This is a genomic window from Spiribacter sp. 1M189, assembly GCF_040838345.1.
GTDB classification, from domain to species: domain Bacteria; phylum Pseudomonadota; class Gammaproteobacteria; order Nitrococcales; family Nitrococcaceae; genus Spiribacter; species Spiribacter insolitus.
On sequence record NZ_JBAKFF010000001.1, the window covers coordinates 509,043 to 531,154 of the forward strand.

Annotated in this window: 22 protein-coding genes and 3 tRNA genes; 12 read left to right on the forward strand and 13 right to left on the reverse strand. The window is 63.2% G+C overall.

Annotated elements, in window-relative coordinates:
• Positions 1–9: 9 nt before the first annotated feature.
• Genes guaA through V6X30_RS02545 form a run of 4 tightly spaced genes read left to right on the forward strand, consistent with a single transcriptional unit; the run spans position 10 to position 4,246 of the window.
• Positions 10–1,593: a glutamine-hydrolyzing GMP synthase gene (gene guaA / locus V6X30_RS02530; RefSeq protein ID WP_367983073.1), complete on the forward strand. Its 1,584-nt coding sequence runs from the start codon at positions 10–12 to the stop codon at positions 1,591–1,593.
• 14 nt (positions 1,594–1,607) lie between these two features.
• On the forward strand, positions 1,608–2,042 hold the full coding sequence (tadA, locus tag V6X30_RS02535) for a tRNA adenosine(34) deaminase TadA (RefSeq protein WP_367983074.1): 435 nt from the start codon (positions 1,608–1,610) through the stop codon (positions 2,040–2,042).
• Between the two features lie 58 nt (positions 2,043–2,100).
• Entirely contained in the window at positions 2,101–3,216 is a 1,116-nt protein-coding gene (locus V6X30_RS02540; RefSeq protein ID WP_367983075.1) for an alcohol dehydrogenase family protein, read from the forward strand.
• Positions 3,203–4,246: a proline racemase family protein gene (locus V6X30_RS02545; RefSeq protein WP_367983076.1), complete on the forward strand. Its 1,044-nt coding sequence runs from the start codon at positions 3,203–3,205 to the stop codon at positions 4,244–4,246. Before V6X30_RS02540 ends, V6X30_RS02545 begins: the two co-directional genes overlap by 14 nt.
• An 18-nt stretch (positions 4,247–4,264) precedes the next feature.
• On the opposite strand, the gene V6X30_RS02550 is transcribed toward V6X30_RS02545, so the two are convergent.
• The 6 genes from V6X30_RS02550 to phnD form a co-directional block, all read right to left on the reverse strand.
• Positions 4,265–5,170 (reverse strand): isopenicillin N synthase family dioxygenase, encoded by a 906-nt coding sequence (locus tag V6X30_RS02550; protein ID WP_367983077.1) that lies wholly within the window; start codon positions 5,168–5,170, stop codon positions 4,265–4,267.
• A 24-nt stretch (positions 5,171–5,194) separates the two neighbouring features.
• Positions 5,195–6,127, reverse strand: coding sequence for an HAD-IIA family hydrolase (locus tag V6X30_RS02555; protein ID WP_367983078.1), 933 nt, complete (start codon positions 6,125–6,127; stop codon positions 5,195–5,197).
• Between the two features lie 49 nt (positions 6,128–6,176).
• Positions 6,177–6,989: a phosphonate ABC transporter, permease protein PhnE gene (gene phnE / locus V6X30_RS02560; protein WP_367983079.1), complete on the reverse strand. Its 813-nt coding sequence runs from the start codon at positions 6,987–6,989 to the stop codon at positions 6,177–6,179.
• Entirely contained in the window at positions 6,986–7,801 is an 816-nt protein-coding gene (gene phnE / locus V6X30_RS02565) for a phosphonate ABC transporter, permease protein PhnE (protein WP_367983081.1), read from the reverse strand. Before phnE (V6X30_RS02565) ends, phnE (V6X30_RS02560) begins: the two co-directional genes overlap by 4 nt.
• Complete coding sequence (phnC, locus tag V6X30_RS02570) at positions 7,798–8,640, reverse strand: phosphonate ABC transporter ATP-binding protein (RefSeq protein ID WP_367983082.1); 843 nt, start codon at positions 8,638–8,640, stop codon at positions 7,798–7,800. Before phnC ends, phnE (V6X30_RS02565) begins: the two co-directional genes overlap by 4 nt.
• 72 nt (positions 8,641–8,712) lie before the next feature.
• Positions 8,713–9,666, reverse strand: coding sequence for a phosphate/phosphite/phosphonate ABC transporter substrate-binding protein (phnD, locus tag V6X30_RS02575; RefSeq protein ID WP_367983083.1), 954 nt, complete (start codon positions 9,664–9,666; stop codon positions 8,713–8,715).
• 120 nt (positions 9,667–9,786) lie between these two features.
• Here phnD and V6X30_RS02580 point away from each other — a divergent pair.
• Positions 9,787–9,874, forward strand: a tRNA-Ser gene (locus V6X30_RS02580).
• Positions 9,875–10,240: 366 nt separating this feature from the next.
• Here the strand turns inward: V6X30_RS02580 and V6X30_RS02585 are convergent.
• Positions 10,241–11,737 carry an MFS transporter gene (locus V6X30_RS02585; RefSeq protein ID WP_367983084.1) on the reverse strand — a complete coding sequence of 499 codons (1,497 nt, stop codon included), beginning with the start codon at positions 11,735–11,737 and terminating at the stop codon, positions 10,241–10,243.
• Between the two features lie 157 nt (positions 11,738–11,894).
• Here V6X30_RS02585 and V6X30_RS02590 point away from each other — a divergent pair, with 157 nt between their 5' ends.
• A complete protein-coding gene (locus V6X30_RS02590; protein ID WP_367983085.1) occupies positions 11,895–12,425 on the forward strand; it encodes an HXXEE domain-containing protein in 531 nt (176 codons plus the stop codon).
• 57 nt (positions 12,426–12,482) lie between these two features.
• On the opposite strand, the gene V6X30_RS02595 is transcribed toward V6X30_RS02590, so the two are convergent.
• Positions 12,483–13,775 carry an NCS2 family permease gene (locus V6X30_RS02595; RefSeq protein ID WP_367978621.1) on the reverse strand — a complete coding sequence of 431 codons (1,293 nt, stop codon included), beginning with the start codon at positions 13,773–13,775 and terminating at the stop codon, positions 12,483–12,485.
• A gap of 149 nt (positions 13,776–13,924) precedes the next feature.
• Between V6X30_RS02595 and V6X30_RS02600 the strand changes: the two genes are divergently transcribed.
• Positions 13,925–15,337: a hypothetical protein gene (locus V6X30_RS02600; RefSeq protein WP_367983086.1), complete on the forward strand. Its 1,413-nt coding sequence runs from the start codon at positions 13,925–13,927 to the stop codon at positions 15,335–15,337.
• 87 nt (positions 15,338–15,424) lie between these two features.
• Here V6X30_RS02600 and V6X30_RS02605 read toward each other — a convergent pair whose 3' ends face one another.
• The gene (locus V6X30_RS02605; protein ID WP_367983087.1) at positions 15,425–15,895 is read right to left on the reverse strand and encodes a DUF411 domain-containing protein; all 471 of its coding nucleotides are present in this window, start codon (positions 15,893–15,895) and stop codon (positions 15,425–15,427) included.
• Between the two features lie 141 nt (positions 15,896–16,036).
• Here V6X30_RS02605 and V6X30_RS02610 point away from each other — a divergent pair.
• Positions 16,037–16,113 (forward strand) — tRNA-Arg (locus V6X30_RS02610).
• A 241-nt stretch (positions 16,114–16,354) separates the two neighbouring features.
• Positions 16,355–17,248: an EamA family transporter gene (locus tag V6X30_RS02615; protein ID WP_367983088.1), complete on the forward strand. Its 894-nt coding sequence runs from the start codon at positions 16,355–16,357 to the stop codon at positions 17,246–17,248.
• 10 nt (positions 17,249–17,258) lie between these two features.
• Here the strand turns inward: V6X30_RS02615 and V6X30_RS02620 are convergent, their stop codons facing one another.
• From V6X30_RS02620 to V6X30_RS02635, 4 genes are all read right to left on the reverse strand, one after another.
• Positions 17,259–18,323: a sodium-dependent bicarbonate transport family permease gene (locus V6X30_RS02620; protein ID WP_367983089.1), complete on the reverse strand. Its 1,065-nt coding sequence runs from the start codon at positions 18,321–18,323 to the stop codon at positions 17,259–17,261.
• A gap of 289 nt (positions 18,324–18,612) precedes the next feature.
• Positions 18,613–19,266 (reverse strand): fructose-6-phosphate aldolase, encoded by a 654-nt coding sequence (gene fsa / locus V6X30_RS02625; protein ID WP_367983090.1) that lies wholly within the window; start codon positions 19,264–19,266, stop codon positions 18,613–18,615.
• Position 19,267: 1 nt separating this feature from the next.
• Positions 19,268–19,624 carry a histidine triad nucleotide-binding protein gene (locus V6X30_RS02630; protein ID WP_367983091.1) on the reverse strand — a complete coding sequence of 119 codons (357 nt, stop codon included), beginning with the start codon at positions 19,622–19,624 and terminating at the stop codon, positions 19,268–19,270.
• A complete protein-coding gene (locus V6X30_RS02635; RefSeq protein ID WP_367983092.1) occupies positions 19,621–20,127 on the reverse strand; it encodes a hypothetical protein in 507 nt (168 codons plus the stop codon). Before V6X30_RS02635 ends, V6X30_RS02630 begins: the two co-directional genes overlap by 4 nt.
• Positions 20,128–20,238: 111 nt before the next feature.
• Between V6X30_RS02635 and V6X30_RS02640 the strand changes: the two genes are divergently transcribed.
• The 3 genes from V6X30_RS02640 (at position 20,239) to V6X30_RS02650 (ending at position 21,497) form a co-directional block, all read left to right on the forward strand.
• On the forward strand, positions 20,239–20,901 hold the full coding sequence (locus tag V6X30_RS02640) for a peroxiredoxin (protein WP_367983093.1): 663 nt from the start codon (positions 20,239–20,241) through the stop codon (positions 20,899–20,901).
• A gap of 136 nt (positions 20,902–21,037) precedes the next feature.
• Positions 21,038–21,370: a DUF1820 family protein gene (locus V6X30_RS02645; protein ID WP_367983094.1), complete on the forward strand. Its 333-nt coding sequence runs from the start codon at positions 21,038–21,040 to the stop codon at positions 21,368–21,370.
• 36 nt (positions 21,371–21,406) lie between these two features.
• Positions 21,407–21,497: transfer RNA gene (locus V6X30_RS02650), tRNA-Ser, on the forward strand.
• Positions 21,498–22,112 lie beyond the last annotated feature (615 nt).

Consider the following 22,112-nt stretch of genomic DNA (forward strand, 5'->3'; position numbering starts at 1 on the left):
CATGACCTCATGACCCAGGACATCCATGCCGAGCGGATCCTCATTCTGGATTTCGGCTCGCAGTACACCCAGCTTATCGCCCGCCGCGTCCGCGAGGCGGGCGTCTATTGCGAAATCCGCCCCTGGGATGTGGATGGCACCGCCATCCGGGGTTTTGCGCCAAGCGGCATCATCCTCTCCGGTGGGCCGGAGTCGGTGCATGAGGATAGCGAGCAGACGCCAAGGGTGGATGCGGCGGTGCTTGAGGCCGGCTTGCCGGTGCTGGGGATCTGCTATGGCATGCAGGCGCTGGCCCATCAGCTGGGCGGGGTGGTGGAGGCCTCATCCACCAAGGAGTTCGGGTATGCGGAGGTGCGCGCCCGGGGGCACTCCGTGCTGCTGCGCGATATTGAGGACCGGACCAACGCCGAGGGTCACGGCCTGCTCGACGTCTGGATGAGTCATGGCGATCGGGTGGCGCAACTACCCGATGGCTTCAAGGTCATCGCCAGCACACCGTCCGCGCCCATTGCCGGGATTGGTGATGATGCGCGCGGCCTCTACGGGTTGCAGTTCCATCCCGAGGTCACGCACACACATCAGGGCCAACGTATTCTCGAGCGCTTCGTCCACGAGGTCTGCGGCTGTTCGGGCGACTGGACCGCCGGTAACATCATCGACGATCTGGTGGCCCGCGTCCGCGATGGCGTGGGTGATGAGAACGTCCTGCTGGGTCTCTCCGGGGGCGTCGACTCGTCGGTGGTGGCAGCTCTCCTGCACAAGGCCATTGGCGATCAGCTGACCTGCGTGTTTGTCGACAACGGCCTGCTCCGACTCGGCGAGGGCGACGAGGTCATGCAGACCTTCGCCCGTCACATGGGGATCCGGGTCATCCGGGTCGACGCCGAGGATCGCTTTCTGGGCGCGCTGGCGGGCGAGGCCGACCCCGAGGCCAAACGCAAGATCATCGGGCGGACCTTCATCGAGGTGTTCGATGAGGAGGCGGGCAGGCTCGATAACATCCAGTGGCTCGCCCAGGGCACCATCTATCCCGATGTCATCGAGTCGGCGGGTGCGAGCACCGGTAAGGCGCATGTCATCAAGTCGCATCACAACGTCGGCGGACTGCCCGAGCGCATGAACCTGAAGCTCCTCGAGCCGCTGCGGGAGCTGTTCAAGGACGAAGTGCGCCGCATTGGACTGGAACTCGGCCTGCCCGCGGAGATGATCCACCGCCATCCGTTCCCGGGCCCGGGTCTCGGAGTCCGTATCCTCGGCGAGATCCACGAGGAATACGCCGACTGCCTGCGAGAGGCCGACGCCATCTTTATCGAGGAGCTGCGCGCCAGCGGTTGGTACGACAAGACCAGCCAGGCTTTCGCCGTCTTCCTGCCAGTACGCTCAGTGGGAGTGACTGGCGATGGCCGACGCTATGAGTGGGTGGTGGCCTTGCGGGCGGTGGAGACCATCGATTTCATGACCGCGCGCTGGGCGCATCTGCCCTATGACTTCCTCGATCACGTCTCGCGCCGCATCATCAACGAAATCGAGGGCATTTCCCGGGTGGTCTACGACATCTCCGGTAAACCGCCGGCCACCATCGAGTGGGAATAGCGCAAGACGGCTACATGGCACGGGCTCTGACGCTGGCCCGGCAGGCGGCCGAGTCCGGCGAGGTGCCGGTGGGTGCGGTGCTGGTGCTCGACGACAGAATCGTCGGTGAGGGCTTCAATCACCCGATCGGTTTGCATGATCCCACCGCGCATGCCGAGATTCTTGCCCTCAGGGACGCTGGCGCTCGGCTGGGGGCCTATCGCCTTCCGGGCAGCACGATGTTCGTCACACTCGAGCCCTGTCCCATGTGCGTTGGGGCCATGATCCATGCCCGGGTTGAGCGCGTGGTGTTTGCCGCCAGTGATCCGAAGACCGGCGCCTGTGGCGGCGCCATGAGCCTGCATCAAGACACCACGCATAACCACCGGATCGCGGTCGAGGGCGGGCTTGAGGCCGAGAGTGCCTCCGCGATGCTGCGCGGATTCTTCCGGGCGCGTCGAGGCACTTGAGCGGAGCGTCAATTCCCCACTACATTGCATGACAATTCCGGCCAACCAGCGAGAGACCGTGAACCCGACAGCAATCCCCGAGACCATGGCCGCCGTCCTGCTCACCCGCCACGGCGGGCTGGATGCCCTTGAATACCGCACTGATGTTCCGGTGCCGCAGCCGGCGGCCGGCGAGGTGCTCCTCGAGGTCCATGCCTGCGGCATGAACAATACCGATGTGTGGGTGCGCGAGGGTGCTTACGGCAGTGATACCGATCCGCAGGCGGTCTCCACCTGGCGGCGCGGGCGCTCGACCCTGACCTTCCCCCGGATCCAGGGGACCGACAGTGTGGGCCGGATCGTTGCCGTGGGCGATGGCGTGCCCACGTCGCGTATCGGTGAGCGGGTCGTCGTCGATTTCAGCATCTACAACTGCGAGGACGACAGCCTCGCCGATATCGACTACATCGGTCATGGTCGTGACGGTGGTTATGCGGAGTACCAGTGCGTGCCGGCGGAAAATGCGCATGCCGTGGAGACGGATCTGACGGATGCCGAGCTCGCCACGTTCTGCTGTGCCTATCTGACCGGCGAGCACATGCTCGAGCGTGCTGCGGTCCAGGCCGGCGAGCGGGTCCTGGTCACCGGTGCCTCGGGCGGCGTCGGCTCGGGTATCGTTCAGCTCTGCCGCGCCCGTGGCGCCATTCCCTACGCCGTGACCCGGCGCGACAAGGCAGAAGCCCTTAAGGCGATCGGCGCCGAGGCGGTCATCGATCGGGCCGCCGACGACTGGGTCGTGGCGGTGGAAGAAGCCACCGGTGGCGAAGCCATTGATGTGGTCGCCGACCTCGTTGCCGGACCCCATTTTAATGATCTTCTGCGCATTCTCCGTCCGGAGGGCCGCTACACCACCGCCGGGGCCATTGCCGGGCCGGTGGTGGATCTCGACCTGCGCACGATGTATCTCAAGCAGCTCCAGCTGCATGGCTCCTCGCAGGGCCGGCGCAGCGATTTCCGGCGCCTGCTCGGGCATGCACTGGCCGGGCGTATCCGGCCGCTGCTGGACGCGACCTATCCGCTTTCGGATTTCCACCGGGCCCAGACCGATTTCATGAGCAAGGATTACGTGGGCAAGCTGGTGGTGGTGCCCGACCGGCACTGGGAACAGGTCGGTGCGCCCCATGCCCGCCGCTGACGGCTGGCCACGCCTTGAGTGGATGGATGTCGCCGTTGGCAGTGACATCCATCGCGTGGTCTTCTCTGGTGTGCCCGTCGACGCAACCCGCAGCGTGCGGGCGCGTATGGAATGGCTGAGCGGGCCGGGGGACGGACTGCGCCGTCTGCTGATCGAGCCGCCCTATGGGTTGCCCGCCTTCTGTGTCGACCTGATCACGCCGCCGGATGATCCCGAGGCCGAGGCGGGGTTCATCATCATGGAGGTGATGGGTTATCCGTTCTTCTCGGGCTCCAATACGATGGCGACGGCCTGCGCGCTCATTGAAAGCGGTCGTATCCCGCGCGAAACGGACGATGGGGTCCAGTGTGTCCGGTTGGAAGCGCCCGGGGGAAGGGTGGATGCGCATGTCACGCTTAAAGCGGGGCGGGTGGTCTCGGTGGATGTGGAGGGCGATGAGACCTTTGTCCACCGGGCCAACGCGTCGATCGAGCTGGCGGAGACCGGAATGGTCGGCTACGACCTCGTCTGGAGTGGCGGTCATTACGTCATGGTCGATGCCGATGCGCTGGGCTTGCGGCCGGAGCAGGCGGGTGATGCCGATGCGCTGGCCCTCGCTGCCCGGATGATCGAGGCGGTGCAGGCGGATTTCGATCTGAAGCATCCGGTGCTCGGTGACGTCGGGCTGCCCCGTTTTCTGCACTGGATGTGGCCGGAGCGCGAAGAGATGCCTGGTTGCTGGGTGGCCATCGGTGGGACCTACGGGCATCCGGGTGTCCTCTGGGGCTGCCCCACCGGGACCGGCACCGTTGCCCGTCTGGCCCGGCTCAGCCGTCAGGGGCGGGCCACGGTGGGCGCCACGCTGCGCAACACCAGTCCCTCCGGCACCATGTTCGAGGGCGAGATCGTCAGCGAGGGGATGGTCGGCGACTGCCGAAGCATCCGCACCCGTGTGCGCGGTGAGCCACGGGTGACGGGCGTCATGACCCTTGATCTGCCCCCGGCTAGCCCGCTTGTAACGGACCTCTCGCTGCAATGGCTGATGCAGTGAACGCCCCCAGGGGATCGCTCAGCCGTTTTTCATGTGAAGGTAGGTCTCGGCGTAGCGCCGACTCAGGTGCTGGCCGGCACTGATTGGATTGTCGGATCCGCTCGGGGCGACGTTCGCCTCGTAATCCGGGTTGAAGAACAGCGGCGCGGATATGCGCTCCTCCGCGTCGCCGACGACACGGTGTGGCGTGGCCTTGACGGCGCCTCCGCTCCACATCTCGAGCATTTCGCCGAAGTTGATGATGAATACGCCGGCTCCCCCCTGCACGCTATGCCAGCTGCCATCGCGCAATTCCACCTCCAGTCCACCGCGCCCATCGGTGGCCAGTAGTGTGAGGCAGCCGTAGTCGGTATGGGTCGCGATCCCGAAATCGCGGTCTCCGGCCCAGATCGGACGGGGCGGGTAGTAGTTGCCACGAAGCAGCGCCATGGGTCGGGCGAACTTGTCGGCGAATGCATCGGCATCATGACCGATCGCCCAGGCAATGCCTCGCAGTACCTCCATCGCGACCTCCCGCGCCTCCAGGAAGTACGCCTCGATGGTCTGGCGAAAACCGGCCGGTGAGCTTGGCCAGAGATTCGGTGCATAGACCGGGAGATCGGAGAGCGGATCGGTTTCGGGGAGGGGTACCCCGCAATCGAATACTTCCTTGTAATCCGGGTTGGACACCGGGTCCACCTGCTCGGATCGCGATGCACCCCAGCCGCGGTTCGAACCGGTGCGCGCCATGTCCACCTCGGACTTCACCGCGGGATCCTGACGGAAAAACCGGAGATACGCCGCGAGAACCGCCTGTTGCCTTGCGGCCGATATGGGCGTGTTCTCCAGAAGCAGGAAACCGGTATCCCGGGCGCCGAAGGCGACTGCTTGAAGGGTGTCCGTATCGCCCGCGGCGAGCTTCTGGAAGTCGATGCGTGGAATCAAGGCTGCTCCTTCCATTGTGAGGGCTCAGGCCTGATCGAGAATCCAGTCGGGGGCGATGCCGGATGCAGCGATGGCGGCATCGATATCCATATCGGCCAGTACGCCGCTCCGTGTGACCAGCGCGGTATGGAGGCCGGCGGTCTGGCCACCCAGGACATCGGTATGGAGGGTGTCCCCGACCATGAGTACTCGGCCGGGATCGATTCCGGCATCCTGCTGCAGCCGCTCCATGGCCAGTTCGAAGATGTTGCCATAGGGCTTGCCGTAGAAAACCGGCTCGACTCCGGTCTCGTCCTGGATTTCGTGGGCGTAGGTGCCCGGCTCGGTGGAATACCCGCCTTCCTGTGGGGCGAGCAGATCGGGGTTGGCCACAAACAGCGGACGGGGTCGCCTTTTGAGACTCTCGATGAGCAGCGCCTGACGGGCCGGCGTCCATTCCGATGCCCCGACCAGCAGAAACCCCTCGACGGCATCGTAGTCGGCGATGTCGTCGGCCAGCATGCGATAGTCGAGGGGCGGGAACTCGTCGGGGCCGAAGTGCTGACCGGCGATCATGCCCCAGTGGCGCAGCCCCTCCTGCTCGAGCTGCCGAACCAGTGTCTTGCGGCTGGTGATGACGTCCTCGGCATCGAAGTCGTAACCGAGACGACCGTAGCGCTGCATCAGCGTGCGATGGGCAAAGCCCGCTGCATTGGAGACCACCATGATGCGCTTGCCGCTGGCCTGCAGGGCGCAGATGCGCTCGGGTACACCCGCGACCGGCTCCATCCCCCGATTGAGCACGCCGTAGGCATCCAGCAGGATCGTGTCATAACGATCGGCGATGTCACCCAGATGACGCGCCCGGCGGCAGGCACCCTTTCTCGCCGGCGCCGGTAGCCGGTGCCGGATGGCTTCGTAGGCGGTGAAGCCCGGAGGCGCATCCGCTGGGGAGAGGGTAGCCGTGTTCTGATCCATCCTGATCCCGGAAAGCGATGACAAGACGGCACAGTCTAACGCGTTCCGTTCAGATGATCGCGTGGCGCATGCGGGCCGAGATCCACTCGCTCACCACCACGGTGCCGAGGATGAGCAAGAGGATGACGCTGACCTGTCCCCAGGCGAGGGTATTCAGCGATCCCTGCAGTTTCAGGCCGATACCGCCGGCACCCACCAGGCCCAGAATCGTGCTCTCGCGGATATTGATATCCCAGCGGAATACCGAAATACCCCAGAAGGCCGGCATGATCTGCGGGACGATGCCGTAGTTGAGCACCTGCGCCCGGCCTGCACCGGTGGCCGCCACGGCCTCCACCTGAAGCGGGTCGGTCTCCTCGATGGCCTCGTAGAGGAGTTTGCCGACAAAACCGATCGAGCGCAGGGCGATCGCCACCATGCCGGCGAGGATGCCCGGGCCGATGATGGCGACAAGAAGCAGGGCCCAGATCAATGCGTTGATTGAACGCGAAGTCACGATGATGAAGAGGGCGACAGGGCGCAGGAACCGGGTCGAGGGGGTGGTGTTACGCGCCGCCAGGAATGCGATCGGCACGGCCATGAGCACGCCACCAATGGTGCCAATGGTGGCGATGTTGATGGTATCCCACAGCGGAATCAGCAGCTCGGGCAGGTATTCCCAGCGGGGCGGCCACATGCGGCCACCGATATCCGCCGCCTGGCGGGGTGCATCCAGCACGAAGAACCACATGGTCTCGCGGTTCATGAGCTGCCAGCACCAGACGAACAGCGCGACCAGCCCCAACCAGCCGAACCAGAGCATCAGCCGCTGTCGGCTCGTGCGATGGCGCCAGATGGCCTTTTGATTGCTGGACTGGCTCATTGGACGAACTTCCGGACGTAACCCGAGGCATATTCGGCAACCATCACGATGGCGATGATGACCAGCAGAATGGCGCCGGCACTGTCGTACTCATATCGATCGATGGCGGTGTTGAGCGTACCGCCGATGCCGCCGGCGCCGACGATGCCGATCACCGCCGATTCGCGGAAATTGATATCGAGCCGGTAGAGCGAGAGGCCGATCAGCCGCGGCATGACCTGGGGCTGGATGGCATAGTTGATCAGTTGCCACCAGGACGCGCCGGTGGCCCGAATGGCGTCCGCCTGTCCGGGCTCGATCTCCTCGATGTCATCGGCGAGCAGCTTCGCCAGGAATCCGATGGTGGCGAGGCTCAGGGTCAGGAATCCCGCAAACGGGCCAAAGCCGAACATCGCCACGAAGAAAATGGCGATGATGATCTCCTGCAGGGCGCGGCTCACCGCAATGATGGCGCGGCAGACCAGGTAGACACTGCGTGGCGCGAGATTGCGCGCGGCGCCGATACCGATGGGCACCGAGATCAATACGCCGATGACCGTGGAGGTCAGCGTCATCGTCAGGCTCTCGATGAGCCCGCGTGAAATATCCCCCCAGCGGCTGGCGAAGTCGGGTTGCAGAAAGCCCATGGCAAAGCGCTGGCCGCGCTCCAGACCCTCCATTACACGTTGCCAGTCCACTTCGACGGAGCTGCCGGCGAGGATGAGGTACGCCAGGATGCCCAGCTGAATGCCGATGCGCCAGCGGCGACCCGTGATGATCTGCGGTGGCCGGCGCCAGCTCGTGGGGTAATGGGATACCGCGGCGCGACTCATCGAGCGGCGGCCTCCAGTGACTCCCGTGATGTACCGGCGTCTCCGACAGCCTGCGGTGCATTCGCCGGGGTCGATCCGTCGTCCTCGCGGTTCGGGTTCCAGTCCTCCTCGCCGTAGATGGTGGTGAGCGTTGCGTCATTGAGCGCGGCAGGATGGTCATCGAACACGATGCGCCCCGCATGCAAGCCGACAATCCGCTGCACGAATTGCTGGGCCAGCGGAACGTCATGGATGTTGATGATCGCCGGAAGCCGTTGCTCGACGCAGATCTCGGTAATCAACCGCATGATCTGACGTGAGGTGCGAGGGTCGAGGCTGGCGGTGGGCTCATCCACCAACAGCAGTTCGGGTTGCTGCGCCAGGGCACGAGCAATACCGACGCGCTGGCGCTGGCCGCCGGAGAGGGCATCGGCGCGTTTGTCGGCCTGCGCCATCAGCCCGACGCGATCAAGCAGCTGGTAGGCGCGCTGGATATCCTCAGGGGGGAACCGGCGGGTGAAGCTGCGCCAGAAGGGGACATAACCCAGCCGTCCGGACAGGACGTTTTCCATCACGGTCAGCCGTTCGACCAGGGAATATTCCTGGAAGATCATGCCGATCCGGCGTCGCTGCCGGCGTAGCTCCCGGTGGCCGATCGTCGCCAGATCGACCCTGCCGAGCTGGATCTGACCCGCCGTTGGCTCCACCAGACGGTTGATGCAGCGTATCAGCGTCGACTTGCCAGCGCCCGACGGACCGATCAGCCCAACGATCTGGCCCTCCGGCACATCCAGCGTGACCTCCGAGAGGGCCGTATCACCGGTGGCGTAGGTCTTGGTGAGCTCGCTGATCTGCAACATGGCGACGGTCCCCCGGGCAAAGCGAGGAAACGGGTGACCGTGGGCCACCCGTTTCATGGCGCTGCTGAGTCGTTACTCGCAGTCGTAGGCCACTCCGTTGGCTTCGTCAATGGTGCGGATGACGGCCCAGTCGTCCTGGAAGGTGATGGGGATGAACTGATCCTCACCGTTGCGGCCGAATTCCTCGGCAAGCGCCGTGCCTTCCCAGTCGAAGCCGAAGAACGCCTCCTGGATCTTCTCCTGGAGCGCCGGCGTCAGGTTGTGGGCAACACCATAACCGGTGGTGGGGAAGGTCTGGGACTGGTAGACCACCTCGATCTGGTCGTCGCTGATGACATCGCGGTCGAGCATCCGGCCCTTCACCGAGTTCGCAACCGAGGCGGCGAGGTAGTCCTGATTGGCAACGCCAAGGATTGAGTTGTCATGGGCACCCGAGAAGCTGGCCTCAAAATCCTCGCCGGCCTCCATGTCGAATTCGGCCTTGAGGATGGCCGACGGCGCCTTGAAGCCTGAGTTGGACGTCTCGGCGGTGAAAGTCAGTTCCTGACCACGGATGTCTTCGACCGATTCGATGCCGGATCCGGGGTAGGTGATGATCTCCATCTCGTAGCCGAACGAGCCGTCTTCAGCGGCCATCATGGCGAACGGACGAAAGCCCGCGCAGGCTACGGCGATGGGGTTGGAACCGGTGTTGAAGCCCGCGACATGCAGGCGCCCGGCCCGCATGGCCTCGATCTGGGCTGCATTGGACTGCACGGGGAAGAACTGCACGTTCTTGCCGGTCACCTCGGCCATGTGGTCGAGAAAACCGTCCCAGACCTCGGCATACACCGCCGGATCCTCGACTGGCGTGTAGGCGAAGACGAGCGTGCTCGGGTCGACCCACTCTGAGGCGTCTTCCGGAACGTCAGCGATCAGATCGCCGTCGCTATCGGTGTAACGATCGTCCAGTGCGAACTCGGCATTGGCGGCGCCGGCAATCGCAGCGGCGGCAAGGGCGGTCAGCGCCATGGTCTGCTTTTTCATCGTGTTCTCCAGCCTGCGGTTGGTTGATCCGAGAGACACTAAGCCGGTCCTGTTACCGCGCGATGACAGTCCTCAGGGTTTTCACCCCGATCCGGGGATGATGTACACTCTTTGCCTGCTGGAGAGGTGGCTGAGTGGTCGAAAGCGCCGCACTCGAAATGCGGTGAGCCGAAAGGCTCCGGGGGTTCGAATCCCTCCCTCTCCGCCAGGCAAAGAAAGAGGGGCCTTGCGCCCCTTTTTCTTTGCCTGATGAAAGCCGGGGTTCGAACCCCCGGAGCAGGCAGATTGGGTTCGACCAATCGCCGTGAGGCGATTGGGACGCTGAGCGTAGCGAGGCGCCCGAAGGGTGAGGCCCGAAGGGCCGAATCAATCCCTCCCTCTCCGCCGGGCAAAGAAAGAGGGGCCTTGCGCCCCTTTTTCTTTGCCTGATGAAAGCTGGGGTTCGAACCCCCGGAGCATGCAGATCGGGTTCGACCAATCGCCGTGAGGCGATTGGGACGCTGAGCGTAGCGAGGCGCCCGAAGGGTGAGGCCCGAAGGGCCGAATCAATCCCTCCCTCTCCGCCGCAGGAAGCCTATCCATCAATCTCCTCGAGATTCTTCCCGGTGGTCTCGATCCGGAACCAGGCCGTGATCAATGCGCCCAGAAGAGAAGTGCCCACGAGAATGATGAGCAACGTCTGCGTGCCGATCTGCGCCAACAGCATGGGAAAGAGAAATGCTGTCGTAACAGCACCGATTTTCGCGAAGGATGCGGCAAAGCCCGCGCCGCGTCCGCGAAGCCGTGTGGGAAAGACCTCGCCGGCGATCAGATAGGTCTGAGCGTTCGGGCCCATGTTGGTCATGAAATTGAATAGCATGAAACCCATGACCAGCAGCGTCATCTGCATCGGGCCACTGAAACTCTGGGAAAAGGCCGCGAGCGCCAGCCCGATCGCACAGCCAACGAAGCCGATCACCTGCAGGCGGATCCGTCCCACTCGATCGGCCAGCAGCACCGCCGCGATGATCCCGACAATCAGGAGAATATCGATCAGTGCAGCGCCTTTTGCCGCGAGGATGTCGTTCTGAATAATCGCCGTGATGTTGTGTGGATTGGCGGTCTGATGCCCAAGGGCGGCGGCAAGGATCGTTGGCGTGAAAATGCCGATTCCGTAAGTGCCCAGATCCTGCAGGAACCACGGCAGCGAGGCGAGAATGGTCGCCCGTCGGTTACGCCCGGTGAACAACTCGCGATAACCACGCAATCCGCCCTGCCGGGAGGCGTTCTGGTGGCGTTCTGCCGGGGCGCTGAGACGAATCTTCTTCGGGTATTCCGGCCTGCGCTGCAGCAGCCGCTTGAGTTCGGTCTCCGCTTTCTCCGTCCTCCCGCGCTCCAGCAACCAGTGACTGCTGCCGGCAATCGTAAAGCGGCCGATGATGACGAGGATCGCCGGGATGATCGCGGTCGCGTACATCCACCGCCAGGCCGTGACGTCCTGGAGGTTCGCAAGGATCAGATAGCCGATCGCGGTCCCGGCGAGCGCGCCCACCGCCTGGAAGCCAAATGCACTCAGCACCAGTTTTCCACGGCTTCGGCTCGGGATGCTCTCGGAGATCATCAGGTGGGCCGTCGGGTAGTCGCACCCAAGCGCCAGGCCCATCCCGAACAGGAATACGACGAGCAGCGGATAACTGGGGCTCAGGCTCAGGGCGGCGAGGAAGACGACGAAAATGACCATCTCCACGATGAACATATGCTTGCGGCCGAACGTATCGGCGAGGCCGCCCAACGCCGAGGCCCCGAAGAGGATGCCAGCCAGCGTCGCGGCGCCGACCACCCCTTTCTCGGCGGCGGATAGCCCGAACTCGGAGACGATCAGGGGCAGGGCAACGCCGGTCATGAAAACCACGAGCCCCTCAAAGAATTTTCCCGCCGTGGCCAGCACCCATATCCACCACTGCATGCGCGTCATCGGCGCACTGGGCACGTTGGTACCATCCCGCCATACGGGTGTTTCGTCGATGTAACCCTGAACCGTTTTGGCGGCGGGGGCCTCCGCCTGCATGGATGCCCCGGATGTGGTGCTCATCGGAAAGTCGCCATCCCTTTGCCTGATAGGAATCATGACAATATCGACGGTCTGTGACTTTTCCGTGTCGAGCGCCCTGTCCAATACCGCGCTATGATTCCGGCGGCGTCCAGAGTGGTCCGATATTGGCCGGGGCCGAATAACGGAGTTTTTGATCTTGCTGAACCGAATCTTTCAATACTGGGTGTATGCAACGCCGCCGGCGGCGCTACTGCTCATCGGGCTTTACCCGCTCTCTGGTGCCGGAATCGCGCTGCCCGTTTACCTTGCGTTACCCATCTATATGATTCATCAGTTCGAAGAGCATGATGCGGATCGTTTTGCGGTCTTTCTGAAAGGACTGCTTGGCCCGGAGCGCAGAGGCCTCACGGCGGCGGATATCTGGGTGGTCAATGTGGTATGCGTCTGGTTCGTGTTGCTCGCCGTGTTCTATCTCGCGAGCGGCGACCCGGCATGGGGTGTCCTGACGGGTTATCTGGTGATCGTGAACGCGGTTCTGCATGCTGCCTGGGCCGTGCGGCTTCGGCGGTACAACCCCGGGCTGTGGACGGCGCTATTGCTGTTCCTCCCGCTCGCGGTCTGGATTTTCGCAGTCGTCCCGGCGCCGCTATCGATCCATCTGGCCTCCTTGCTGGCCGTGATCATTCTGCATGCCGCGATCGCCTACCGAGCCTCGCGGCCTGCATGATGCCGGCCCTTGTCCGGCAGGCGATCGGCTCTGCCGGACAGGGGCCGCGGGTCGCGGTCAGTGAATGAAGGCGAAACGCAGGACGAACAGCGCCGCAATCAGCCAGACGGCGATGTGAACCTGACCGGGCTTGCCGGCCAGGGTCTTGCCGAGCACGTAGGTAATGAAACCCAGGCCCATGCCGTCGGCGATGGAGTAGGTGAGCGGCATGGCGATGGCCGTGACAACCGCTGGCGCCGTGTCCGTGATGTCATCCCAGTCCAGCTCGGCAAGGCCACGGACCATCATGCAGGCGACGAACAGCAGCGCCGGCGCCGTGGCATAGCCCGGGATCGCGCTGACCAGCGGCAGGAAGAACAGCGACAGTAGGAACAGTCCGGCGATCACCACGGCGGTGAGTCCGGTGCGGCCGCCGGCATTCACACCCGCCGCGCTCTCGATATAGGTTGTGGTGGTGGAGGTGCCGAGGACGGCGCCGCCGATACTGGCGCCGGAGTCGGCGACCAGGGCATTGCGCAGGCGGCCGATGCGGCCATCCTTGTCGAGGAAGCCGGCGCGGTGCGAGAGGCCCACCAGGGTGCCGGTGCTGTCGAAAAGATCAACGAACAGGAAGACGAGAACTACGGACACCAGCCCGAGTTCCATGGCGCCCGCGATATCCATCTGCATGAAGGTCGGGCTTGGATCCGGTGGCAGCGAGATGACGCCGTCAAACTCGGCCACGCCAAACGGCACGCCGAGGATGCTGACCGCCAGGATGCCGATCAGCACCGCGCCCGGAATCTTGCGGTAGCTGAGTGCCACCATGATCACGAATCCCAGCATGGCCAGCAGCGTGGACGGCGTGGTGAGATCCCCGAGGGTGACCAGCGTGGCGTCACTATTGACCACCACGCCGGCGTTTTTCAGCGCGATGATGGCAAGAAAAAAGCCGATACCCGCGGAGATCGACATCTTGAGTGACATGGGAATCGCATTGATCAGCCACTCACGGATCGGCAGGACGGAGATGATCAAAAACAGGATGCCGGAGAGGAAAACCGCGCCCAACGCGGTCTGCCAGGCAATGCCCATCCCCAGTACAACCCCGTAGGTGAAATAGGCATTGAGTCCCATGCCCGGGGCCAGCCCGAAGGGATAGTTGGCATAAAGGCCCATGATGAGGCTGCCGAGGGCGGCGGCCAGGCAGGTCGCCACGAATACCGCGCCCCAGTCCATGCCGGTATCGGAAAGGATGCTCGGATTGACCACAACGATGTAGGCCATGGTCAGAAAGGTCGTGAGACCGGCGAGAACCTCCCGACGGATGTCCGTCCCGTTCTCGGCCAGCCCAAAGAATCGCTCCAGCATTGTTCTGCCCCCGGAAATGCCCAAATACGCAGTATAACCTCCGTATTTGCGGCTGCCATGACTTGATCCCGTCATCTTTCGTTCATTGATCTGTCACAGGTGGGTACTAGCGTGATCGGAGACATGTTCACGCAATGAGGAATGGATCAATGAAGGTGACAAGCGCCCTCGCGCTCTCCGCCCTGTTCGCCGGGGTGGCCGCGGCCCAGACAACCGCCCCGATCATGGTGACCAATGCCCAGGATGCGGGCGATGGCTCGTTGCGCGCAGCGCTCTCGCAGGCGGCCGCAACGGACGCACCCTCGCAGGTCGTCATTGCAACCGGCGATGACATCGTGATCGCCGAGAGTCTCGTCTACCAGGGTGAGGCTCCGCTGGAGATCATCGGCAATGGCCAGCGCGTTCGCTCCGATGTCAACACGCATCTGCTCGTAAGCGCGAATGGGGGGAGCCTCGCCATCAGTGATCTCGCTTTCGAGGGGCCGGGTCAGTTCAGCATCGTCAACCGCGGGGATACCAACGGACAGACCGCCGGTAAGGGCATCTTCATCGATGTCCGCGACGATCAGACCGGTATCGTTGATCTCGCTCTGGATAACGTCCTGGTCAAGGGCGTGGCCAACCATGGCATCCATGTCTCTGACTGCACTCTGGCGGATGACTGTGGTGCCGGTGCAGGGGGTGGCGGCCAGGGGTCGCCCGCCTCGGTTCGTGTGCGCCTGAATAACGTCACCGTTGATGGCGTCGGCAATGGCAAGTTCGATGCCGACGGCCTGCGGGTCGATGAGCGCGGTGAGGGGGATATTCATGTCACCGGGCTGGCCTCTGTGTTCGCCCGGGTGGGTGCGGACGGCCTGGAGCTTGATGAAGGCCAGGCGGGTTCCATCCATTCGACCATGACGCGGACCCGTTTTGTCGACAACGGCGCGTATTGTGACCCTGCCTTGCTCGCCGCCTACATGCCGGCCGAGCCGGAGGGTGAGTTCGAGGATGGCGAGGTGCGCGAGGCGGACATCCCGGGTGACGTGACGGGCACGCCGGATGACAGCTGCTTCGAGCGCGAAGTCGATCTCTACGACTCGGGCTACGTCGAGGCATACGAGATCGGCATCGATGTCGATGACGGAATCGACTACGACGAGGCCGACGCCGGCGACCTCAATCTCACCATGATCAGCAGCACCATCAGCGGCAACTACGATGAAGGTGTGGATATGGACGAGGCCGGCCCGGGTGGCGGCAACCTGCACTACATCAACACGCTTGCCTACCGCAACGCGGATGACGGCTTCAAGATGTCGGAAGAGGACGCCGGCAGCGTCCATGGCGCGGTGCTCGGCTCGGTGTCCCGGGACAACGGCGGCAAGGGCGTCGTTTTCGAGGAAGAGGGCCCGGGCAACGTCCGTCTCACCGTGACGGAGACGCACACCGTCAACAACGACGACAGCGATGACACCGGCCTTGAGGTCGTGCAGGAAGACGAAGGGAGCGGAGAGCTCATCGTCGAATCGAGCCGCATTGAGGACGGCATTGACGCCGAGGGCGTGACCGTCACTCAGTAAGTCACCAGAGGAGCTGGCGGGGGTGCTTCACCCCCGGGGCCAGGGACGGCCCGTTCGGGGGTAGTGTCGACTGCCCCCTTTTTCTTTTTAACGGGATCGGCTGTCGGAGTGGTGCGCCTCAAAAACGGCCGTCGCGCCGTTATCCATCACCAGCAGGGTCTCGTAGGCATCCTGCTGGTCACCCATTTCCATGCCAGGCGAACCGATGGGCATCCCGGGGACGGTCAGCCCACGGGCATCGGGTTGCTCGGAGAGCAGATCGCGGATTTCATCGGCGTGGACGTGGCCCTCGATGAAATAGCCATCCACCATCGCCGTGTGGCAGGAGGTGAGGACCGGATCGATATCCAGCTGTGCCTTGATGCCGTTGAGTTGCTGGTGGCTGACATCGTGGGCGATGACCTCAAAGCCGTTGTCCCGTAAGTGATCCACCCAGGCGCTGCAGCACCCGCAGCTGGCGGTCTTGGCGACCTCGATCTGAACGGGCTCCGCCTTTGCCAGACCGAGGCCCAACAGGATGCCGCAGGTGGTGGTGATTGCCGTTCCGATGATCCTCATCCCGATTCCCTCACGTCCTTTCCGATACACGAAAGCATAACCGATCAACTGTCCGTGTCGCCCCAATTTGCTCGAGGCTGGCGATCAGCGACGATATTGACGCTGCCCTCTAAACCCCCCATAATCCGCGCTTCTCACAACGCGCCTGTAGCTCAACTGGATAGAGCACCTGACTACGGATCAGGAGGTTGGGGGTTCGAATCCTCCCGGGCGCGCCATATGACGAAAGAGCCGGCCGAAGGCGGGTTTTTTCGTCATATAATCGGGATCTGACAGGTTCGAACCCCCAACAGCCGGACCAGGGGTTCGATCCGAGCGCGCAGCGCGAGAGCACGAGGCCCGCAGGGCCGAGCTAATCCTCCCGGGCGCGCCATATGACGAAAGAGCCGGCCAACAGGCCAGCCGAGCACCGGGCACTGCAAACGCAGCCACATTCACATCGGCCGTGGAGTGCCGCGCATGCCCGTGCTGCTCGTTGCCCTCGGTGCCTTTCAATGGGGCCTCTCCGGTGGATTGGCCAGCATCCTCATGGACGCCGGCTGGTCGCCCCAGGTCATCACGCTCTGGCGGGTCGTCTTCGGCCTGATCTGCATGGGGACCTGGCTCGCCTGGCGCTTCTACGGCGGCATGCGTGGCGAGTTCGGCTGGCGGCTTGTCGGATGGTCCAGCCTCGCCGGGCTCGGCGTCGCGGGCAACCTGGTCTACTATTTCCTCAGCATCAGTGCCGGCAGCGTAGCGGTCGCGATCACGCTGATGTACACCGCGCCGGTCATGGTCTATCTGGTGTCCTTCCTGCTGAGGACGGAGCGGCCAACGATCACCAGCGGGTTGGTCATCCTGGCGACGCTGATCGGCATCGTCCTGATGACCGGGGTCTATACCGGATCCTCGGTTCGGCTGACCACGTTCGCCATCACCAGCGGCCTGCTCTCGGGGGCCTCCTATGCGCTTTTCATCTTCGCCTTCAAATCCGCCGGTCGGCATGGTTCCACGCCCGCGGCCCTGACCGTCGCATTCACGGCGGCCTTGATTGCGCTTGCGCCGCTAGTGGACTGGTCGGAGGCGCTTGAAGCGCCGGCATCGCCTGATTTCGGCCTCTTCATCCTCTTCGGTCTGATGGGCGCTGGCTTGTCTTTTCTTTGCTACTTCACCGGCCTGCGCGGTGTTCTCCCGTCCACAGCAGCGGTGACCGCCATGGTGGAACCGGCCACCGCCACCCTGTTCGGCGTGCTGCTGCTCGGGCAGTTGCTGAGTCCCAGTGAGGCTTCCGGTATCGCAATCATTCTGATCGCGGTCACCTGGCTCAACATCCAGCGCCAGCTGGAACGTCGTCGCGAGGCCCGCAACCAGTGAGCGGGTCTCCTCAACCACCAATGAAGGCCTCTGCCAGCGCCACCCAGAGCGGTATCGACAGGATGGCAGCCGGTGTCCCCAGTCCGGTGGAAGTCGCGATGTAGGCGGACGGATTGGCCTCCGGCAGTGCACCCCGCAGGGTCGGGGGGCCAGAGATATCCGAACTGGACGCTGCCATGACCGCCATCAGCACGACACCGCCGAGGGAGAACCCGGTCAGTTCATGGGCGACCAGTCCCATGCCGAGGCCGATCAGGCCATGGATCAGCGGGGCCAGCAGCCCATAGAAAACATAGACATGGGCGACGCGACGCATTTCGCCGAGCCGGTTCCAGGCCTCGAATCCCATCATCAGCATCAGGATCGAGAGCAGTCCGCGGAAGAGGGGTTCATAGAAGCTCTCGAACACGCTGTCGGGTCTGGCAAAAAGCCCCAGGCCAAGGCCGAGCAGGAGCGCCGATATGGCCGGGCTGCGGATCGTGTCCACCAGGATCGATCGGATTAACGCCCAGTCGATTGCTGGGCCGCCGCCGGCGCCGCCGCTACCGATCACCGCGACGCCGCCCTGGGAGACATCGCTGCGGGCGGCACGGCGCTCGGCAGCCATTCTGGCCATGATGATCGCGGTCAGCAGCGCTGCCACGTCCATGAAGGGATAGATTGCGCCGATGAAGCCTTCATAGGCGATGCCGGCGTCATCCAGCATCGCCATGCCAGCGGCAAGCGTGGATGCCGAGACCGCACCGAACAGCCCCGCCGTCGCCATCCCGTCCATTTCGGCCACGCCCCGAAGTCGGACCAGCGTCATGCGTCCAATCAGCACGATCGAGACGCCGGCGATCACCGCCAGAATGCCGGGCACGGCGAGGGCGACAAGCTCTGCCTCACGGACCGAGATGCCCGCCGACATACCGACCTTGAGGAGCAGCAGCATGACGACCAGCTTGTAGACGGGCTCGGGAAGCTCCAGTCGGCTCGACATGGCCGCGAGGAGCATGCCGCCAATCAGAAAGGCGAGGGTGGGTTTCTGCATCTGCGCCAGCAGCGTACCGGTCAGTTCGGAAAGGAAGTCCACGGATAACCCCTTTGCGTTCTCTTGTGTCGCGACGCAGCATCGCTGACCAGTATCGTTAATACAAATACAAGTTTTGCATCTTATCGTTCGACGGGAGCGAATGAACGAGCAGCGGGTTTCATCGGATAGTGCGGCGACTCAGTCATCGTGACGATGTCGCGAATTCGGCATTCAGGTGGGTCCACCCCCGCAATGCGGGCATGTCCGGCAGTACGCCGGGTCTATCGGCTAGGTGCCAGGCTGAACAGGATGGCGACGTCCGGTCTGCCGGATATCAAGTCAGGTGGTATCAGCGAATCGACTGGCCCGTGGCCTGCCAGTCGCGGACGAACTGATCCAGCCCCTTGTCCGTGAGGACATGGTTTGCGAGCCCACGGATGACCGCCGGTGGGATGGTGGCAACGTCCGCCCCGGCAATGGCGGCTTCCTTGACGTGATTGCCGTTGCGAATTGATGCAGCGAGAATTTCCGTCTCAAAGCCGTAGTTATCGTAAATGGCCCGGATCTCGCGGATCAGCTCCATCCCATCGAGGTTGATGTCATCGAGCCGGCCCAGGAACGGCGAGATGTAGTTCGCCCCCGCCTTCGCGGCGAGCAGCGCCTGATTGGCGGCGAAGCAGAGTGTCACATTGGTCTGGATGCCGTCGGTACGCATCCGGCGGCAGGCCTTGAGCCCGTCCAGCGTCAGGGGCAGCTTGACGACGACATTATCGGCGATGTCCGCCAGGATGCGCCCTTCGATCATCATCCCGTCGAAGTCCATCGCGGCGACCTCGGCGGATACCGGGCCGTCGACGATCTGGCAGATTTCCCCAACCACTTCCTTGAAGTCGCGCCCGGACTTGGCCACCAGCGATGGATTGGTGGTCACGCCGTCGAGGAGCCCGTATTCATTCAGCTCGCGAATGTCGTCGGCGATTGCCGTGTCAACGAAGAATTTCATTTCAGTTCCCGGGCCAGGGCGGCCAGCCCATGCTGCGCCCGCCCATGAGATGCAGGTGGATATGCCAGACGGTCTGGCCGGCATCACTGCCGCAGTTGAAGATGCTGCGGTAGCCGCCCTCGGCGATTTCGAGCTCCCGGGCGAGCTTGCGGGCCGTCAGGTGCATGTGGCCGAGCAGCTCCGCATCCTCGGGTTCAATCTCCAGCATGCTGGTTATGTGCTTGCGCGGAATGATGAGCACATGCACCGGCGCCTGCGGATGGATGTCCCGGAATGCGACGACTTTGTCGTCCTCGTGGACGATCTCGGCCTCCATGCGGCCGGCGGCGATTTCACAGAAAATGCAGGGCTTGTTCATGGCTGGGAGCCTAAGTCGGAATTCCGGGCCGGCGCAAGCCCGCCCGCGTCGACCCGGGCCCGTAGTGCATCGGCCAGGGCTCTGGCCTGTTCATTATCTGATGCGTTCACGGGATCCAGATCCTCGCGGGTCAGGAACGTGTCCGACCAGTGATCTCCCCCTGCCGCGAAGGTGGCAAAGTCTCCCCACCATAGTAAATGGTAGTGCCCGTCGGTGACGGCATTGTGGGCAACGCGGCTTTCTTCCTCGAGCCCGTGGACATCAACCCGCGTGAGCACGGGCTCAAGCTCGGCCTTGATGGCGATCAGCGCCGGACCGCGCAGCCCCCATCGCTGCGGCTCCATGCGCCGAAGCCACTGTGCGATCTCTGGCATGTTGCGAAACCACTGCAGGATGATGCGTCCACCGTCGGATGTTGCGCAGCCCACCTGAAAGCGCCGGGGGTCGCGGCGCTGCGTGAGCAGGTCAACGTCAGCGAAATTCTGGCCTTCCCAAGCGTGCATGATATTCCATTAAGTTATATCTAGATGCTGTATTAATCTTTTGTGAGATCCTCCGGAGCCCCTATCGTACCGCGGACATGAGAGAAACAAGCCAGTCGCGGGAGGTTATTGATGGGGCTACGTATCGGCAGTGTCGCGCCGGATTTCACGGCACAGACCACGGAGGGCGAAATCCGCTTCCACGAGTGGATCGGCGACCAGTGGGCCATTCTGTTCTCGCATCCCAAGGACTTTACCCCGGTCTGCACGACGGAGCTCGGCTACATGGCGCAGCTCAAGCCCGAGTTCGACCGCCGCGGGACCAAGGTGATCGGGTTGTCGGTGGATCCGGTGGAAAACCATGCCACCTGGGCGAAAGACATTGAAGAGACGCAGGGCACGGCGCCCAACTACCCCATGATCGGCGATACCGACCTGGTGGTCGCGAAGCTCTATGACATGCTCCCGGAAGACGAGGGTGACAGCTGCGAGGGTCGCACCGCGATGGACAATGCGACGGTTCGCGCCGTCTATGTCGTCGGCCCGGACAAGCGCATCAAGGCCATGCTCATCTATCCGATGACCAGTGGTCGGGATTTCAATGAGATTCTCCGGCTGCTCGACTCCCTGCAGCTCAACGCCCGGCATACCGTGGCAACGCCCGTGAACTGGCGCGACGGTGATGACATCATCATCCCACCGGCGGTGAGCGACGAGCAGGCGCGGGAAAAATTCCCGGAAGGCTGGCAGACGCTCAAGCCCTATCTGCGGGTGGCAAAGCAACCGACGGACTGAGCCTGCTTGAGTGCCGGAGTGCGATGCCGGCCGACTGTATCCGCCAGGGGCAATCAGCTTCCGGGGAAAAGCAATCGGTCGGCATCGCCGTGTTACACTGCAACGCTTTTCCGCAGCAAATACCGGCGGGACTGTCATGGCGCCTGCAGAGCGAATCTACCGCGTGATCTTCCACAATCAGGGTAAGGTCTACGAGATATACGCCCGTAACATCTCCGACGGTGGGCTGCTCGGCTTCGTCGAGATCGAAGAGCTTACCTTCGGTGAGCGGACCCAGGTCGTGGTGGATCCGGCCGAGGAAAAGCTCAAGAGCGAGTTTGCCGGCGTGAAGCGCACCTACGTGCCTATGCATGCGGTCATCCGGGTCGACGAAGTCGAAAAGGAAGGGCAGGCGAAGATCTCCGATTCCGACGGTAACGTCACCCCGTTTCCGATGCCCGTCTATGGCCCGGGTAAGGGTAGCGATTGATCGCGGAAGGGCAGTGAATTAAGCTGCACGCTTTCTGGAGAGGTGTCCGAGCGGTCGAAGGAGCGCGCCTGGAAAGCGCGTGTACGGTAACCCCGTACCGAGGGTTCGAATCCCTCCCTCTCCGCCAGATACGAAATGGCCCCCGCAGGGGGCTTTTTTGTATCTGACAGTGGCCGGGGTTCGAACCCTCGGTACAGACAGATGATGGGTTCGACCAATCGCCGGAGGCGGTTGGGACGCCGAGCATAGCGAGGCGCCCGTAGGGTGAGGCCCGAAGGATGAGGGTCGAATCAATCCCTCCCTCTCCGCCAGATACGAAATGGCCCCCGCAGGGGGCTTTTTTGTATCTGACAGTGGCCGGGGTTCGAACCCTCGGTACAGACAGATGATGGGTTCGACCAATCGCCGGAGGCGGTTGGGACGCCGAGCATAGCGAGGCGCCCGTAGGGTGAGGCCCGAAGGATGAGGGTCGAATCAATCCCTCCCTTTCACTTTCCTTGCGATGGGTTCCCCTGAGGGCCTGTTAACGTACGACGTCATGGCGCCGCGCACGTTACGTCTCTCGTCAGTGATCAGACGTTTCACATCTCTTGAGAAATTATAATTAAAATCCTCTAACCATCTGATTTAGCGCGTCGTAACTTACCTTTGGTTCTGGTGTTGCAAGTATCTTCATATGGCTTGTTAGGGGTGGAGCTTGACGTTAGACGTCATACGTCGTGACCGTTTACGTCCTTCGTCG